Annotated in this window: 12 protein-coding genes; 10 read left to right on the top strand and 2 right to left on the bottom strand. The window is 57.5% G+C overall.

All coding sequences use genetic code 11. From position 1 onward, the window contains the following. Positions 1-45: 45 nt before the first annotated feature. Both E8K88_RS02120 and E8K88_RS02115 read right to left on the bottom strand, forming a co-directional pair. Entirely contained in the window at positions 46-4821 is a 4776-nt protein-coding gene (locus E8K88_RS02120; RefSeq protein WP_136404994.1) for a glutamate synthase-related protein, read from the bottom strand. 665 nt (positions 4822-5486) lie between these two features. Next, a complete protein-coding gene (locus E8K88_RS02115) occupies positions 5487-6299 on the bottom strand; it encodes an IclR family transcriptional regulator (RefSeq protein WP_136404993.1) in 813 nt (270 codons plus the stop codon). A 132-nt stretch (positions 6300-6431) separates the two neighbouring features. Here E8K88_RS02115 and E8K88_RS02110 point away from each other — a divergent pair, with 132 nt between their 5' ends. The 10 genes from E8K88_RS02110 (at position 6432) to E8K88_RS02065 (ending at position 18057) form a co-directional block, all read left to right on the top strand. After that, the gene (locus tag E8K88_RS02110; protein ID WP_136404992.1) at positions 6432-8147 is read left to right on the top strand and encodes an FAD-dependent oxidoreductase; all 1716 of its coding nucleotides are present in this window, start codon (positions 6432-6434) and stop codon (positions 8145-8147) included. Positions 8148-8209: 62 nt separating this feature from the next. Beyond that, complete coding sequence (locus E8K88_RS02105) at positions 8210-8986, top strand: SDR family NAD(P)-dependent oxidoreductase (RefSeq protein ID WP_240754274.1); 777 nt, start codon at positions 8210-8212, stop codon at positions 8984-8986. Between the two features lie 68 nt (positions 8987-9054). Continuing rightward, on the top strand, positions 9055-10251 hold the full coding sequence (locus tag E8K88_RS02100) for an ABC transporter substrate-binding protein (RefSeq protein ID WP_136404991.1): 1197 nt from the start codon (positions 9055-9057) through the stop codon (positions 10249-10251). 57 nt (positions 10252-10308) lie between these two features. Continuing rightward, on the top strand, positions 10309-11232 hold the full coding sequence (locus tag E8K88_RS02095; protein ID WP_136404990.1) for a branched-chain amino acid ABC transporter permease: 924 nt from the start codon (positions 10309-10311) through the stop codon (positions 11230-11232). Further along, on the top strand, positions 11229-13019 hold the full coding sequence (locus tag E8K88_RS02090) for a branched-chain amino acid ABC transporter ATP-binding protein/permease (RefSeq protein ID WP_136404989.1): 1791 nt from the start codon (positions 11229-11231) through the stop codon (positions 13017-13019). The genes E8K88_RS02095 and E8K88_RS02090 overlap by 4 nt, the downstream gene beginning before the upstream one ends. A gap of 10 nt (positions 13020-13029) precedes the next feature. Then, positions 13030-13740 (top strand): ABC transporter ATP-binding protein, encoded by a 711-nt coding sequence (locus tag E8K88_RS02085; protein WP_136404988.1) that lies wholly within the window; start codon positions 13030-13032, stop codon positions 13738-13740. 35 nt (positions 13741-13775) lie between these two features. After that, on the top strand, positions 13776-14735 hold the full coding sequence (locus tag E8K88_RS02080) for an MBL fold metallo-hydrolase (RefSeq protein ID WP_136404987.1): 960 nt from the start codon (positions 13776-13778) through the stop codon (positions 14733-14735). 169 nt (positions 14736-14904) lie between these two features. Next, on the top strand, positions 14905-16077 hold the full coding sequence (locus tag E8K88_RS02075; RefSeq protein WP_136404986.1) for an MFS transporter: 1173 nt from the start codon (positions 14905-14907) through the stop codon (positions 16075-16077). 83 nt (positions 16078-16160) lie between these two features. After that, positions 16161-17348: an NADH:flavin oxidoreductase/NADH oxidase gene (locus tag E8K88_RS02070; RefSeq protein ID WP_136404985.1), complete on the top strand. Its 1188-nt coding sequence runs from the start codon at positions 16161-16163 to the stop codon at positions 17346-17348. 13 nt (positions 17349-17361) lie between these two features. After that, positions 17362-18057: an EthD domain-containing protein gene (locus E8K88_RS02065; protein WP_136404984.1), complete on the top strand. Its 696-nt coding sequence runs from the start codon at positions 17362-17364 to the stop codon at positions 18055-18057. Positions 18058-18219: the final 162 nt, after the last annotated feature.

Genomic DNA, 18219 nt, shown 5'->3' with positions numbered 1-18219 from the left:
GCTGGACTGGAGCACCGTGCGGTCCGTCCAGCGCCGCTCATGGTTTTATTTGGCGGCGGCTTCAGTCTTGCTGGACTTGCGTTTTGGTGCGACCTGCTCAGCTGCTTGCACACCGTTGTTGACGGCCACTGCCGTGCCTTCTTCGCGCAGCTGGCGGCGCTCGTACAGCTCGGCCAGGGCGCGCTTGTATTCGCTTGGGAATACTTTGACGAACTTGGTGCGGGCGCTTTGCCAGTTGTCCAGCAACTCACGGGCGCGGCGGCTGCCGGTCCACTGATTATGGGCTTCGAGCAGGGCGCGCAATTGCTTGTCGTCGGTCTGGTCTTTGTGCCAGATGTTCGGATTGATTTGCGACACATGCTCATCGTGCGGCAGCACGCGTTCGAGTGCGACCGAGGCGGTGTTGCAGCGGCTGGCAAATTCGCCATCTTCGTCGTAGACGTAAGCCACGCCGCCGCTCATGCCGGCAGCAAAGTTGCGGCCGGTTTTACCCAGTACGACCACGGTACCACCGGTCATGTATTCGCAGCCGTGGTCGCCCACGCCTTCAACCACTGCCGTGGCACCCGATAGACGCACGGCAAAACGCTCACCACCAACGCCGGAGAAAAAGGCTTCACCGCTGGTGGCACCGAACAAGACGGTGTTGCCAATGATGGTGTTGCGTGCAGCGTCACCACGGAAGTGCAGGTTGGGGCGCACAACGATGCGGCCACCTGACAGGCCTTTGCCGGTGTAGTCGTTGGCCTCGCCAATCAGGTACAAGGTGATGCCTTTGGCCAGGAACGCACCAAAGGATTGCCCGCCCACGCCTTCGAGCTGGATATGAATCGTGTCGTCTGGCAGACCTTCCGGGTGAACGCGGGTCACTGCACCAGACAGCATCGCACCGACTGTGCGGTTGACGTTGTGCGCCACTTCAATGAAGCGCACGCGTTCGCCTTTCTCGATCGCTGGTTGGCTGCGCTCAATCAGCTTGTTGTCCAGCGCCTTGTCCAGGTCATGGTCCTGGCTCTCGACATGGTAGCGCGCGACATCGGCTGGCACATTCGGCTGGGCAAACAAACGGCTGAAGTCCAGGCCCTGGGCTTTCCAGTGGTCCACGCCTTTGCGGGTGTCGAGCAAATCGGAGCGGCCAATCAGCTCGTCGAATCGGCGAATACCCAGCTGGGCCATGATGTGGCGCACTTCTTCAGCCACAAAGAAGAAATAGTTCACTACATGCTCAGGCTTGCCGGAGAACTTGCGGCGCAGCACCGGGTCTTGTGTGGCCACACCCACCGGGCAGGTGTTGAGGTGGCACTTGCGCATCATGATGCAGCCTTCAACGACCAGCGGCGCAGTGGCAAAGCCAAATTCGTCGGCGCCCAGCAAAGCGCCAATCACCACGTCACGACCGGTTTTCATCTGGCCATCGGCCTGCACGCGGATACGGCCACGCAGGCGGTTGAGCACCAGGGTTTGCTGGGTCTCAGCCAGACCGATTTCCCATGGCCCGCCGGCATGTTTGATCGACGACCAAGGCGAGGCACCGGTGCCGCCGTCATGACCTGCAATCACCAAGTGGTCGCTCTTGCACTTGGTCACGCCAGCTGCCACAGTACCAACGCCGACTTCTGCGACCAGCTTGGTCGAAATCGAGGCGTGTGGGGCGACGTTTTTCAAGTCGTGGATCAGCTGGGCCAAATCCTCAATCGAGTAAATGTCGTGGTGCGGCGGTGGCGAGATCAAGCCTACACCTGGCACCGAGTGGCGCAGCTTGCCAATGTAGTCAGACACTTTGCCGCCTGGCAACTGGCCGCCTTCACCGGGCTTGGCGCCTTGTGCCATCTTGATCTGGATCTGGTCGGCACTGCTGAGGTATTCCGCCGTGACACCAAAGCGGCCAGAAGCGACTTGTTTGATTCGGCTGCGCAACGAGTCACCGTCTTGCAGGGGCAAGTCGATTTCAACGTTCTCCGCGCCAATCACGCTCTTGAGCGATTCACCGGCTTTGATTGGAATGCCTTTGAGCTCATTGCGGTAGCGGTGCTCATCTTCACCCCCTTCGCCGGTATTGCTCTTGCCGCCAATGCGGTTCATGGCCACGGCCAGCGTCGCATGGGCTTCGGTCGAGATCGACCCCATCGACATCGCACCAGTGGCAAAACGTTTGACGATTTCGCTGGCAGCTTCCACTTCGTCGACGGGAATGGCTTTGGCTTGGTCGATTTTGAATTCGAACAGACCACGCAAGGTCAGCAGGCGGCGGCTTTGGTCATTGACCAGCTGCGCGTATTCCTTGTAGGTGTTGAAGCTGTTGGCACGCGTGCTGTGCTGCAGCTTGGCAATCATGTCGGGTGTCCACATGTGCTCTTCACCACGGGCACGCCATGCGTATTCACCGCCAGCGTCCAGCATGTGCTCCAGCACAGGGTCGTCGCTGAAGGCTGCTTGGTGTTGGCGGAAGGTTTCTTCAGCGATTTGGAAAATGCCGATGCCTTCGACCCGGCTTGGGGTGCCGGTGAAGTATTTCTCTACGGTTTCGCCGTTGATGCCGATGGCTTCAAACAACTGCGCGCCGCAGTAGCTCATGTAGGTGGACACGCCCATCTTCGACATGATCTTGGACAGGCCCTTGCCAATCGCCTTGATGTAGTTGTAGATGGCTTTGTCAGCCGACAAGTCGCCTGGTAGGTCCTGGTGCATGGCCTGCAGGGTTTCCATTGCCAGGTACGGGTGTACGGCTTCCGCGCCATAACCGGCCAAAACGGCAAAGTGGTGCACTTCACGCGCGGTGGCAGTCTCAACGACCAAACCGGTGGTGGTGCGCAAACCTTCACGGATCAGGTGCTGGTGAATGGCCGACAGCGCCAACAGGGCAGGGATGGCCACTTGTTCTGCCGAGGCAGAGCGGTCGCTCAGGATCAGGATGTTGGCGCCGTCTTTCAGTGCATCCACTGCGCGCGCGCACAACGAGGCCAGTTTGGCTTCGACGCCATCGGTGCCCCAGGCCAGCGGGTAGGTGATCTCCAACACGGCGCTTTTGAATTTGCCGTGGGTCAGCGCTTCGATATTGCGCAGCTTGGCAATGCCCTCGAAATCCAGAATTGGCTGCACCACTTCCAGGCGCATGGGCGGGTTGACCTGGTTGATGTCCAGCAGGTTGGGTTTGGGGCCAATGAAGGACACCAAGGACATCACAATCGCTTCGCGAATCGGGTCGATGGGCGGGTTGGTCACTTGCGCGAACAACTGGCGGAAGTAGTTGTACAGCGGCTTGCTGCGGCCAGACAAGACGGCCAGCGGGCTGTCATTGCCCATCGAACCAATGCCTTCTTCGCCGTTGGCGGCCATGGGTGCGAGCAGGAATTTGATGTCTTCCTGCGTGAAGCCAAATTGTTGCTGGCGTTTGAGCAGGGAGACGGTAGGTTCTGCAGTGCTGGCCGTTTGCGCCGGCGCTTCCACGCTGTCAAGCTTGATGCGCAGGTTGTCGTTCCACTGTTTGTAAGGCTTGGTATTGACGATATTGGCTTTGAGCTCGTCGTCATCGATCATGCGGCCTTGTTCCAGGTCGATCAGCAGCATTTTGCCTGGCTGCAGGCGCCATTTACGCACGATTTTGCTGTCCGGAATGGGCAGTACGCCCGCTTCCGAACCCAGGATTACCAGGTCGTCGTCGGTGACCCAGTAGCGGGCCGGGCGCAGGCCGTTGCGGTCAAGCGTAGCGCCGATTTGGCGGCCATCGGTGAACACGACAGACGCTGGGCCATCCCAGGGCTCAAGCATCGCAGCGTGGTATTCATAGAAGGCGCGGCGGCGCTCGTCCATGGTTTCGTGCTGCTCCCAAGGCTCGGGGATCATCATCATCATCGCTTGGCTGATCGAATAGCCAGCCATGGTGAGCAGTTCCAAGCAGTTGTCGAACGTGGCGGTGTCGGACTGGTCGGCAAAGCTGATCGGGTAGAGTTTTTTCAGGTCATCGCCCAGCACGGGCGAGGCCATCACGCCTTCGCGGGCGCGCATCCAGTTGTAGTTGCCTTTGACGGTGTTGATCTCACCGTTGTGGGCCACATAGCGGTAGGGGTGGGCCAGTGGCCATTCTGGGAAGGTATTGGTCGAGAAGCGCTGGTGCACCAGACCAATCGCTGAGACGCAGCGCGCATCTTGCAAGTCCAGGTAGTACTGGCCCACTTGGTCAGCCAGCAGCAGGCCTTTGTAGACCACGGTGCGGGTGCTCATGCTGGGCACATAGTATTCTTTGCTGTGCTTGAGTTTGAGCGCCTGGATATTGGCACTGGCGGTTTTGCGGATGACGTAGAGCTTGCGCTCCAGTGCGTCTTGCACGATCACATCGCCACCACGGCCGATGAACACCTGGCGCAGGATGGGCTCTTTCTCGCGCACAGCAGGCGACATGGGCATGTCGCGGTTTACTGGCACATCGCGCCAGCCCAGCAGCACCTGGCCTTCGGCCTTGATGGCGCGTTCCATCTCTTGCTCGCAAGCGCGGCGTGACGCGTGCTCTTTAGGCAGGAAAATCATGCCCACGCCGTATTCGCCAGCAGGCGGCAGTTCAACGCCTAGCAAGGCCATTTCTTCGCGGTAGAGCTGGTCGGGAATCTGAATCAAGATGCCCGCACCATCGCCCATCAATGGATCAGCACCCACGGCACCCCGGTGGTCGATATTGATCAGAATTTGCAGCGCTTGCGTGACGATGTCATGGCGTTTGATGCCCTTGATATGGGCAACAAAGCCAACGCCGCAGGCGTCGTGTTCATTCGAGGGGGAATACAGACCCTGCTCCTGCAGCTGCTGCAATTCTGACGCCTTGGTCATGGCGCACTCCTTACTTGTGGGTGTTCATCGTGGGGTGATCGCGTGCATTAGATTGAATGGCTCAAACCTATTGCACCAGGTCGGATGCGGAGAATACGCTGACTTTTTTGGTCTGGCAAGAAAATTAAATGGGGTCGGATATATTAAATATGTTGTTTTATAAATAGATAATTAATTGGGGACATATATAAATCGATTGTTGAAGGTAAGTGATTGGCATTGCGTTGCTTGTTCAGGAGGGTGTGACCCATCAGCTGGCTGACTTGACGCGCAATTAATGCCCGCAAAGGGGGTGTGGCCAAGGGGGAGGGCTCTGCAGAGGCCTGGTTGTTGGAATGAGTGCGGTATTGGGATGGGCCGCAAGGCATCTCTTTGTCCGTAGCGATTGCTATGGATGAAGAAAAACAACGCACACGGATCGACTGATGCAGAGCTCAGACGAGATCAAGGGGGCGAGCGTGTTTAGAGCCTGTTCATCATTTCCACGCAGCCGCGGAGATGATGAATAGGCTCTTAGAGGGACGTAGCTGTGGGCCATCGGCGGCCGTGTTCTTTGGGCCTCAAGAGCGCGCTGTACCTGAAAGCGCCAGTGCACTTGACTCCGATGCGCGCATGAGGCCGCTTGCTGGCAACGGCCTGAGTTGCATGCCAGAAACTGGCATTGCTTATTTTGACTGGTGCCCCAGTCGGCGCGAGACTTCCAGGCTGAATGATTTGATGGCCTTGGCTTCTTTGCCATCCCAGTCGGTGTCAAAAGAGCGGGTTCTGCCCATCAACGTGATGCCAAGAACAATATTGCCGGAGTAGTCAAACACCGGCGCCGCAAATGAAGACACACCCGGCGTTGGGTTGTTGATGGTGCGAGAGAGCCCATGTTTGCGTATTTCATTGACCAGGCTTTGCAGCTCTTCTCTGTCAATGGCTGTGGCAATGTCTGGGCCCAGGCGCCGCTCGTCTTCGAGCAAGGACTCTTCAATGAGCTTGGCGGGCAAGTAGGCAGCAAATAGGCGTCCGGTCGCCGTGCCAGCGAGCGACATGACGGTGCCGGTGCGGATATTCGTATGCAAGGGGTAAATCGCATCGAATTGAAAGACGATCGTCGGACCTTGGTTGCCCCAGACAGCCAGAGCCACGCTGTGGCCGGTCTCTCTTGCCAGTGCCTCTGCATACGAGGTGGCTTCGCGCACCGGGTTGAGCATGCGCAGCGTCACCAACCCCAATTGCATGGCTGTAGGCCCAAGCCAGTAGTGGCCGTTGGAGGCCTCTTGCGTCACCAGACCTAGCTTGCCAAAGCTGACCAGGTAAGGGTGGGCTTTGCCTGGGGCCATGTCTGCGGCCTTGGCCAATTCGCGCAGTGGCATCGGGTGGCCTTGCTCGGCCAGTGCCAGTAACAGTTGACCTCCCGCTTCAATCGATTGGATGCCGCGGCGTCCTTTTTCAGTGGCTGGATCGTCCGTTTCAATTTCAAGTTTTTGCATGGTTCCTCCTAATTTTTCGATTTTATCATCTTCGTTTGATTAGGGTAAATAATTAGTCTTGAACAAATAGATTAGTGTCATACTAATGCCACTTCTTGGTGAAGTGGTCACTGAAATGAGGAGCAACGGGCAATGAGTAAGTCGGGTAGTGAATACGATGTGTTGGTGGTGGGCACTGGCGCATCAGGAATGTCTGCAGCCATTACTGCAGCCTATGAAGGGCTGAAGGTTTTGGTGGTGGACAAGGCCTCGCTCTATGGAGGTACGACAGCAAGGTCGGGTGGATGGCTGTGGATTCCCAACACCAAATTGGCCAAAGAGCAGGGCATTCATGAGCCAGCAGGTGCTGCGCGTGCGTATTTGCAGCATGAAACCACCACGCATTTCAATGCGGAAAGAGTGGATGCATTTTTGGAAAATGGCCCTAAGGCGATTGATTTCTTTACAGAAAAAACCTGTGTGCAATTTGATATGCCGCCGGTGTTTCCGGACTACCACGCCGAAGCGCCTGGCGGTCAGCAAGGTGGACGCTCAATGGTGACGCGCCCCTTTGATGCGCGTGAACTGGGCCCGCGCATTGCGCAATTGGCACCACCCGTGCCGGAGCTGACGGTATTTGGAATGATGCTTGGCTCGGGCAAGGAACTGTGGCATTTTCTGCGCGCGTTCAAGTCGCTTGAATCATTCTGGTACGTGGCCAAACGCTTTGGCGGACATTTTGCAGATGTGTTGCGCCATGGGCGAGGCATGACCTTGACCAATGGCAATGCCTTGGCAGGGCGTCTTGCCAAGGCGGGCATGGATCTCAAGGTCGAGGTCTGGCTTGATGCGCCGGTCACCAAGCTGGTGCTTGAAAACAATGTCGTGACGGGGGCGGTTGTGGTGCGCGAGGGCAAGCCCGTCGAGGTGCGTGTGCGCAAAGGGGTGGTGCTTGCCTGTGGTGGCTTCCCGTATGACATTGAGCGTCGCAAGCAGTTGTTTCCCCATGCGCCTACAGGCAAAGAGCATTTCACGCCATCGCCACCGCTCAATACGGGTGATGGGCTGCGTCTTGGTGAGTCGGTTGGTGGCTGGGTCGATGCGTCGATTCCGAACGCGGCGGCCTGGTGCCCGACCTCGGTCACACAGCGCAAAGATGGTTCCCAAGGCGTAATGCCACACTTTATTGACCGAGCCAAACCAGGCGTGATCGCGATCACACCCAAGGGCCAGCGCTTCACCAATGAGGCGCTGTCCTACCACGACTTTATTCAAGACCTGGTCAAAGCCTGTGCTGGCCTGCCTGAGGTGTCTTGCTGGCTGATTTGCGACCACAAACATTTGCGTGAGTATGGGTTGGGCGCTGTCGCACCATTTCCTTTGCCGATTGGCAAACATTTGCGCAGCGGCTATCTCAAGCGTGGCAAGAGCGTGCAAGAGCTGGCGCAAAGTATTGGCGTGCCTGCCAAGGCATTGCAAGAGGCCGTGCAGTTGTTCAATCGCGATGCCGCCACCGGTAAGGACACGCAATTCAACAAGGGCAGTACTGCCTACAACCGGTTTCAAGGGGATTCTTTGGTTGCGCCAAATCCTTGCATGGCCGCGATTGAGCAGGGCCCGTTCTATGCGCTCAAGGTCGTGGTGGGTGAGATTGGCACATTTGCTGGTCTGGAGACCAATGCGCAATGCCAGGTGCTGAGCCAGCATGGAGACGCTATTGCCGGGCTTTACGCGGTTGGCAACGATGCGGCCAGTGTGATGGGCGGCAATTACCCTGGTGCAGGGATTACGCTGGGGCCCGCGTTGACCTTTGGCTATGTGGCTGGCAAAGCCTTGGCCAAGCAGCCCAATTTGCCCACTGCAGGCTAACCACAGTAGATCCAGGCTGGCCTGCCAAGCCAGGCGGTCACATACAACACAAGGGAATAGCAATGGAAGTAACGCAGCAGATGGCGCCGCAAGTGCTCGGTGGCCGGATTGCATTGGTCACAGGGGCCGGGCAAGGCAATGGCAAAGCGATTGCGAAAGGCTTGGCAATGGCCGGAGCGACGGTGGTCATCACCGATATCAATGAGGCCAATGCCCACTTGGTCGCCCAGGAGATTCGTGCAGCAGGCGGCGCCAGCCATGCCTACAAGCTGGATGTGAGCGCAGGCCAGGCCTGCGATGCATTGGCAATGGTCGTTGCGCGCGAAGTGGGCGACATCGACATCCTGGTGAATAACGCAGGCATCATTGTGCGCGAAGGTTTGGATAGTCCGAATGTGGCTGCCAATCTGCAGCGCACACTGGATGTCAATGTGATGGGGACGTTTTTGCCATCCCATGCCTGGCTGGGCGCACTGAGAAAAACACGCGGCGTCATCATCAATGTCGGCTCGATTGCGTCAACGACTGGCATCCCAAACGTGGTGGGGTATTCGCCCTCCAAAGGAGCGGTGAAGCTGCTGACGCAAGCCATGGCCGTGGAGCTGGCCAAAGACGGTATTCGGGTCAATGCCATTGCCCCAGGGGTGATTGAGACACCGATGACTTCTTACACGCGAGAAGCCCCTGAACGGCTGGACAAATTCATGCTGCGCACGCCGATGGCGCGCGTTGGCCAACCCGAGGAATTGGTTGGCCCGGTGGTATTTTTGGCCTCAGCGATGGCCAGCTATGTGACCGGTGTGACGCTTCCTATCGATGGTGGATTTTTAGCCGCTTAGGCCACTCATTGTCCAAGCACGCAACCCAAAATTCTTCGCAAGTTGAATAAATCACAATGGAGACAAACATGAGCAACACCTCGCTCTTCAAACGCAGCATTCTGACAGCCTGTTTTTTCGCAGCAGCTGCCTTGCATGCACAGGATATCAAGCTGGGCTACAACGGTGACTTGTCGGCTTCGCCATCTGCACAAAGTGGCCAAGCTGCGGTCTTGGGCATGGAGGCGGCTATTGCTGATCTCAATGCAAGCGGTGGTTTGCTGGGCAGACAAATCGTGTTGGTGAGCAGGGACGACACATCTGCGCCGCCCAAGTCGATCCAAAACATGAGTGAGCTGGTTGACAGTGAAAAAGTCGCTGCGGTGTTTGGCCCTACCAACTCTGGCAATGCGATGGCGTGGAAGCACATTGCCAACCAAAAAAAGGTGCCTGTCATTGGCAACGTCGCCTCTGGCACTGAGATCACCAAGCCGATGGCTGCTGGCGCTGACAACTACATGTTCCGTGTCTCGATGGTAGACCGCGAGCAGGTGGCGGCTTTAATGGCCTATGTCAAAAAGAACGAAGCCCAATCCAAAGTCGTCGGCTTGATGGCTGAGACCACTGGTTACGGCCAAGGGGGCTTAAAGGACATGGAAGCGCTTGCCAAGCTGCAAGGTATTCAGATTGCGGCCACTGAAAAGTTTGCTGTGGGCGATACAGACATGACGTCGCAACTGAGCAAAATGAAGTCCGCTGGTGTGGATACCGTGGTGGTGTGGGCACAGGGAACACCGATTGCGCAGTTGGTGCGCAGCATGGAGAAGATTGATTACTTTCCGTTGGTGCTGACCTCGTGGGCGGCTGACAACATCACGTTCTACGATGCAGCAGGTAAAACCTTGGCAGAAAAGCCAATTTTCATGCGCACCGTGAGCGAGAACCGCACGCCAGCGCAACAGGCACTGTTTGAGCGCATCGGCAGCCAATTGAAAGCGCCTGGCTCATTTTCTTTTGCCTTGCATGGCTATGACTCTATCCAGCTGTATGCCGCTGCTGTGAAGCAAGCGGGCAGCATTGAAGGCAATGCGGTGCGATTGGCGCTTGAAGATTTGCAAGCGCCCGTGCAAGGCATGTTAAAGACCTACGAGAAGCCGTTTAGCAAAACCAATCACGAAGCCTTGACAGCCCAAGACCTGGTCTGGATTCGCTGGCAGGATGGTTCGTTGCAACCGTATACGGATGCCATCGTGAACGCGCTGGTTCCGGCCGACTTCAAGCAATAAGGTTCGGCACACACCTGGGGCGGCTCTTGCCTGCCCCACTAATTCTTGGAGATAACAATGATTGAGCCGCTGTTACAGGCGATGCTCAGTGGCTTGGCTGTGGGCGGAGCATACGCACTAGTCGCACTGGGTTTTAGCATTACTTTTACAACCACCAAGACACTGAACTTCTCCCATGGCGAGTTCGTGTCTGCCGGGGCTTTCATCGGCATGAGCGCGCTCTTTCTGATGCTGGGCCTGCCTGTTACTTCTTCTAGCTTTGGCACTTTGCTGCCAGGCGCTGGCGCGCAGCTGATCGCTTTGCTGGTCACGCTGGGGGTGATGGGCTTGCTTGGCTGGTTGCTGTACTGGCTGGGTGTGCGCCCTTTTGCTGGGCGCCCTGGCATGGCGTGGGTGATGAGCACCCTGGGCTTTGGGGTCATCTTGCAAAGCATTGGCCTGGCCATTTGGGGGCCAAAGCCGGTTGTTGTGCCCGGCCCTGTTGGCGATGAGGTGATTCGATTCTTCGGCATCGGTGTGCGCCCGCAAGAGTTGCTGACTTTGGCTGTCGCAGTGCTCATCATGCTGGTGTTTGACTGGGTAATGAACCGCACCATGGTGGGCAAAACCATGCGTGCGGTCGCTGCAAATGGCCAGGTTGCCAGTCTGATGGGAATTAACACGAATGCTGTGATGGTGGGCGCATTCGTGGTCAGCTCGGCCTTGGCAGGTCTTTCCGGGTTTTTGCTCGCCCCTATCGCGCAGGCCTCTTTGTTCATGGGCCTGGCCGTGGGCCTGAAGGGATTCTCGGGCGCAATGATTGGCGGGCTTAGCAATCCACGCGGCTGTGTCATTGGTGGCTTTGCGCTTGGCGTGCTGGAGTCGATGGTCAATTTGTGGCAAGCACAGTGGCGCGAGGTGGCGGTGTTTGCGCTGGTGATTCTGGTGCTCGCTTTCCGCCCTACAGGCCTGTTTGGTAAGCCCATGGTGGAGAAGGTATGAGTCGCGTAATCAATACTCTGGATGTCGCTCTGGTAGCGGCCGCTGTGATCGCAGCCACGTCATTGCTCAGCAATGACTACTACCTGCGCATCATTTTCATGATGTGTGTTTACTACCTGTGTGCCGTCGGCATGAATGTCCTGGTGGGTTACGCGGGACAAAAGTCGCTTGGCCAGGCCGGTTTGTTTGCCGCAGGCGCTTATGCGGTGGCGTTGCTGACCACCAAAACCGAGATCAGTCCTTGGTGGGCCCTCGTGCTGGCGGCGGTGATTGCTGGGCTTTGTGGTGTATTGATTGCCTTGCCTTCCTTGCGGGTCAAAGGGCCTTACCTCGCGATGGTTACGCTGGCTTTTGGCATTGTGGTTGAGAAGCTTGTGGGCGAGTGGACCGAGGTGTTTGGCGGTGCGCAAGGCATTTATGGCATTCGGCCCATCAGCTGGAATGAGCAGCCACTAACAACCCAGCAATGGGTCTGGTTTGCTGTCGTGCTGTGCGCCGTTGCGCACGTGTTGATCCGCAATTTGTTGCATGGCCGATTTGGCCGGGCGCTGTTGTCGCTGCAGGCCGATGAGATTGCGTCGTCGTCGGTTGGGGTGCGTGTCTACCGCGCCAAAGTGATCGCTTTTGTGGTGGCGGCTGTCACCTGTGGCATTGCTGGTGCGCTGGTTGCACAGCAGAACCAATACATCAACTCTGACTTCATCACCTTCCATTTGTCGATTTTCATTTTGCTGCTGGTTTTGTTTGGTGGTGCAGGTTCGATGTATGGCCCGCTGGTTGGCGCCATTGTGTTGACTGCGATTGATGCTGCGCTGGCACGCTGGCCATCCGCACAGCATTTTTTATACGGTTTTTTGTTGCTGTTTGCCCTGTATGCAATGCCCGGTGGTGTCACTGGCGCGCTGCAAACATGCTTTAAGCGCAAGCCTAAAAAACAGCGCCTCAGCACGGGCGAGACGCCAAAAACAACGCGTATAGGACCTGTTGCGAGTGGCGATTTGCTGGTCGTTGAAGGGGTAACAAAGGCTTATGGCGGCGTCAAGCCGGCTCAGAACGTGTCGTTTTGCTTGCAGCGCGGCCATATCCACGCCTTGATTGGCCCCAACGGCGCAGGCAAAAGCACGATGATCAATATGCTGACCGGCGTGGTGGCACCGACCTCAGGCTCGATCAAGTTCCTGGGGCAAGAGATTGCAGACAAGCCTGCACACGAGATTTGCCGCATGGGCATGGGACGCACGTTCCAGAATTTGCGCCTGTTTGCGGATTTGTCCGTGCTCGATAACGTCATGCTTGGGCATCACACCAGAATGCGCAATGGCTTTGTGAGCTCTTTGCTTGGACTGCCTGGTGCGTTAAAGCAAGAGGCCATCACCCAGGCCCGAGCACTGGAGTTGCTTGAATTGGTTGGATTGTCCCATTTATGCGAGCATCCGGCAGGTAGTCTTTCCTACGGCCTGCAGCGCCGCGTAGAGCTAGCGCGTGCGCTTGCCACCGAGCCTCAGCTGTTATTACTCGATGAGCCTGCAGCAGGCCTCAATCCCCAGGAAACCGCGGAGCTGGGGCAGCTGCTGCTGCGTATAGGCCAGTGTGGCGTGAGCATTTTGATGGTCGAGCACCACATGGATCTGGTGATGTCTGTGTCTGACCACGTCATTGTGCTCGACTACGGCACCAAGATCGCCGAAGGCAAGCCTGTCGAGGTACAAGCCAATCCACGCGTCATCGAGGCCTATCTGGGTGTAGATGACGAGCCAGACGCGTCTGAGATACATGCCACAGCCTAAGGACCCAGCGATGCTCAAACTCAACTCTGTCAAAGTGTCCTACGGCGCTATCGAGGCGGTCAAAGGCGTCAGCCTCGAAGTGCGCGAAGGCGAGGTCGTGACCATCATTGGTGCCAACGGTGCGGGCAAAAGCACTTTACTCAAAAGCATCGCCGGCCTGGAGCCTATCCAGGCAGGTCAGGTCTTGATTGGCGGCCAGGATTGCACGTTGGTTCCCTCGCACAAGCGGGTGGGCCTGGGGGTGGCGATGTCGCCTGAAGGCCGGGGCGTTTTTGCCGACCAAACCGTGCGTGAAAACCTGCTGCTGGGCGCCTACACGCGCAGAGGCAATGCAGGCGCAATCGAGGCAGCGATCGAGCGTGAATTCACGCGCTTTCCGCGCCTTCGAGAGCGGCAGAACCAGTTGTCTGGCACCTTGTCAGGGGGCGAGCAGCAAATGCTGGCGATTGCACGCGCGCTGATGAGTGAGCCGAAATTGCTCTTATTGGATGAACCCTCTCTGGGCCTGGCACCACTGGTCATCAAAGACATCTTTGCTGCGATTCGGCAACTGCGCCAGTCTGGTCTGACGATTTTGCTGGTTGAGCAAATGGCCAGGCAGGCGTTGGGCGTTGCTGACCGTGCCTATGTACTGGAGACCGGTTGCATCACGTTGGAAGGCTCTGGCAAAGCGCTTCTCAATGACCCCAAGGTCAAGGCGGCCTACCTGGGTTCGCATTAATTTTTTATTCCAACCGACTAACCAAGGAGGTCGCAATGACCGAAGTCAAAAAATTCGCCAGTCAGGCAGACTTAGAAGAAAAAAACGTCACGTTCAGCCAAATTTCCGAGCATGCTTGGGCATACACCGCTGAAGGGGACCCGAATACCGGCATTATTATTGGTGATGATGCGGTCTTGGTTGCAGATACACAGGCAACGCCTGCCATGGCTGCAGATGTGATTCGCCGTATCCGCGAGGTCACGGACAAGCCGATCCAATACGTGGTGCTGACGCACTACCATGCGGTGCGCGTGTTGGGCGCCAGTGCCTACCAGCCGCAGCAAGTCATTGCCAGCCAGGACACCTACGATTTGATTGTTGAGCGAGGCGAGCAGGACAAGGCCAGTGAGATTGGCCGTTTCCCACGTCTGTTCAGCAATGTGGAAACTGTACCGCCTGGCATGACCTGGCCAACGCAGACCTTCACAGGAAAAATGACGCTGTGGCTGGGCAAGCTCGAGGTGCAGTTGCTGCAAATTGGGCGCGGCCATACCAAGGGCGATACGATCGTCTGGTTGCCGGGCGAAGGCACGCTGCTCTCGGGTGATCTGGTCGAGTTTGGTGCCACACCTTACGCTGGCGATGCCTACTTCAAAGATTGGCCGCATACCTTGGACCGACTTGCGGCCATGCAAGCCAAAGCATTGGTGCCAGGTCGCGGGCCTGCACTGACAACGCCTGCAGATATCGCCAAAGGCATTTCTGAGACACGCGAATTCATTGCCGATATCTATAGCAATGTGCAAAAAGGTGTGGCTGCTGGCAAAGACCTGCGCGGTGTTTACCAGGATACTTTTGCTGCGATGCAACCCAAATACGGACATTGGGTGATCTTTGAGCATTGCATGCCATTTGATGTCACCCGCTGCTATGACGAAGTGACCCAATATCCTGACCCACGCATATGGACCGCTGAGCGCGACATAGAGATGTGGAAGAGCCTTGAGGGCTAATGGCCGCATAAGGCAGCCCATCGGGCTGCCCGCTTCGAACACGTTCTGAGGCGGCGGCCTTGCGGGCTGGCGTGCCAGTTTCATCTTTTGGCCAGGCGCCCGTACAGATCTTGAATGCGCTTTTTGCCGCGCATTGCATCCTTTGGGGCCTCAACGCGGCTGCGTCGAGATGGTGAGCAGTAAAAAATCTTTATTTGTAGTGGTCGCAGGCTGTGCTTTTACGAGCATGGCCTCCATGCGTGTCTGCGATGCCATGTTGCCTCAGCTCGCACAGGAATTTCATCTCTCTACGGGCGAGGCGTCAAGCGTCATCTGGGGCTTTGCGCTGGCATATGGCGTCTCGCAACTGGTGTACGGCCCTATGGGGGATCACTATGGCAAGCTGCGCATGATTGCGTTTGCCACGCTTGCCTGTGCATTGAGCAATGCCTGGTCGGCAGTCTCCAGCAATTTTGATTGGCTGCTTGTAGCGCGCTGCGTTGCCGGGGCCACTGCTGCAGGAATTATTCCATTGGCGATGGCCTGGATTGGCGACACGGTCGCCTACGAGGCGCGGCAGGTGGTGCTGGCCAAACTCTTGGGCGCGACGGTTTTCGGCATGATGAGCGGTCAGTGGCTGGGGGCAGTGGCAGCCGATGCGCTGGGCTGGCGCTGGGCGCTGGCCTTGCTGGCCATGGTGTTTGGCGTTGCTGCAGTGGCGCTATTCAAAGCGGGTGGGCACCGGTGCACTCCGGCTGCCCGCCCATCGCAGGGGGGCAGGCACGTGTATTGCGCGGTGCTGCAGCGCCCATGGGCCAGAGTCGTGTTGCTGGTGACCGCCATGGAAGGAGCGTTTGCATTCAGCGCGCTCGCATTCATTCCCAGCTATTTGCAGCTGCGATTCGGTTTGACGGCTTCTGCTGCAGGCTTATTGGTGGTTTTTTATGGCATCGGCGGTTTGATTTTCAGCCGTGTCGCCGGCGGACTTGTGCGGCGTTGCCAAGCGGCTGGACTCGCAAAAATCGGTGGTCTTTGCGCTGGCCTGGCCTTCATGGCTATGGCTGTGACGCCGTCTTGGTATGCCATTCCTGTGGCTTGCTTGTGCGCAGGATTTGGCTTTTATGCCTTGCACAACACGCTGCAAGTCAACGCAACCCAAATGGCACCAGCACATCGAGCAACAGCTGTTGCGATGTTTGCCTGCTGCCTTTTTCTGGGGCAATCGCTTGGTATAGCGGCCGCTTCTTGGCTGATCGAGCAATCCACACCCTCGTTGGTATTTGGTGTTGCTGGGCTTGGACTGCTGATGCTTGGTTTTTTATTCTCGGGGGCGATGCGGCAACGAGGCCCAAATGCAGCCTGACACCAGGCAGGCCAAATGGCCACAGCGACGCAGGCCAATGCACGCCCCATTCACGATTTAACTTTTGATACTTTTTGCCACACATGAGCTCTTCTCTCCCTTTACTGTTTCAGCCACTGCAGCTGCGTGATGTAACGCTCAGGAACCGCATCGCCATCTCACCCATGTGCCAGCATGCTGCCGACAGGGGGCACGCAACGCCCTGGCATATGGTGCACCTGGGCAAGTTTGCGTTGGGAGGTGCGGGCCTGATTTTGACGGAGAGCACAGCCGTTGAGCCACGAGGGCGCATTGGCGTGGCTGATCTGGGCTTGTGGCGTGACTCTCAGATCGCGCCACTCAAAGCCATTGTCGATTTTGTGCATGCCCATGGTGCTGCAATCGGCGTGCAGTTGGCCCATGCAGGGCGCAAATCAGGCAGCCAGCCCTTGTGGGAGGGCGGGGCCGCACTGGCTGAAGCGGCTATGGCCGAAGATGCTGAGCCATGGAGCCGGCTTGGCCCAAGTGCGATTGCTGCGGGGCCCGCCTGGTCTAGTCCGGTGGCGATGGATGCGGCTGAAATTGAGAAAGTCATCGGGTATTTTGTGGCTGCCGCGCAGCGCGCAGACCAGGCCGGATTCGATGTCGTAGAACTGCACTTTGGCCATGGCTATTTGGTGGCCAGCTTCTTATCGCCCGCATCGAACGCCCGCAGTGATGAGTGGGGGGGCGACCGTGCAAGCCGCATGAAGCTTGCCCTGGCGATTGCGTCACGGGTTCGAGCGGTCTGGCCCGCGCACAAGCCACTGTTTTGCAGACTCTCCGTGGTCGACGGGAGTGTTGGCGGCTGGGATGTTGACGACTCGGTCGTGCTGTCACAAGAGTTGGCACGACTGGGGGTCGATGTGATTGATTGCTCGTCTGGTGGCTTGACCGAAGAGACCCGTGCATTGCCTGTGCCCCGTGGACTGGGGTTTCAAGTGCCTTATGCAGAGCGCATTCGCCATGAGGCCAAGGTGCGCACCCAGGCGGTCGGCATGATTGTCAGCGCCAGCCAGGCCGAAGCGGTGCTGCAAGAGGGGAAGGCGGACTTGGTGGCGATAGGCCGAGAGGCGCTGCTCGATCCTTATTGGGCCCACCATGCGGCGGCCGCGCTTGGCGTTGATCCGGCCTACCAGCGCTGGCCTGTCAACCATGGGGTATGGCTGGCCAAACGAGCACCCGGGCTTAGAAAAGCCCAAGCCCAAGCCCAAGCCCAAGCGACTGAGGCTTTGGCGGCTTCCAACGATTGAAAGGACACAGAGCATGACAGTACGCATGGGGTTGATTTACAAAAAACCGGATTGGTCATTGTCTGCATTTGATGCCTATTGGCGTGACCAGCATGGCGCATTGGCCAAGCGAGCCCCCGATTTGCGTGCGTACTGGCAAAACGCCGTGGTGGACAAACTGCAGCGTGGCATTGCATTTGCGCGCGGGGCATGGGATGTGGATGGCTTTTCTCAGTTGTCTTTCGACGATGGCAAACAGTCGGACCAGGCTTTTCTTCACAGCGATTTTGCTGCGCGGCTGATCCGCGATGAGCAGCACTTTCTTGGTGATCTGCACATTGTTACGGCTGAGCAGACCGAAGTGATCCCCGTCCCTGCAGCGGATGTGCGCGCCAAACTGCTCAAGCGCATGTCGATCATTACCCGCCTGCCCTCGATGGGGGAGGCGGACTTTCGCCGTGAATGGGCTGTCCATGGTGAATTGGTTCGCCAAATGGCAGGCGTGAGTGCGTATCGACAAAACTATGTGGTGAGCCGAGAGCGCGTGAAAGGGCATCTCTGTGGCCATGATGCGCTGCCGATTGATGGGATTGTCGAGATGTGGTTCAAAGACACCACTGCGCTTGAAGCCGCGTTCAACTCGGAGGCAGGGCTTCGCACGATGGCGCATGCGCAATCGTTTTTATCTGAAATCACGGCGTTTGTTGTGCACGAGCGCCAAATTCTTTAACACCAGACGGCATATGCCATGGCCAAACGCATGACGCTTCTTGCCAAAAAAGAGGACATGCGCACCAGTGGTTTTCGCGCCCATTGGGCGGGCCCCATGCGCATCTCGCGCTGCGTATGGAAGGCATTGCCGAGTAGAGACAAGGGCCGCACAGAAACAAGG

The organism is Lampropedia aestuarii (assembly GCF_004803635.1).
In the GTDB taxonomy this organism is placed as follows: Bacteria; Pseudomonadota; Gammaproteobacteria; order Burkholderiales; family Burkholderiaceae_C; genus Lampropedia; species Lampropedia aestuarii.
Note: the sequence above shows the minus strand (reverse complement) of the source record. Positions and strands in the feature narration are given on the sequence as shown.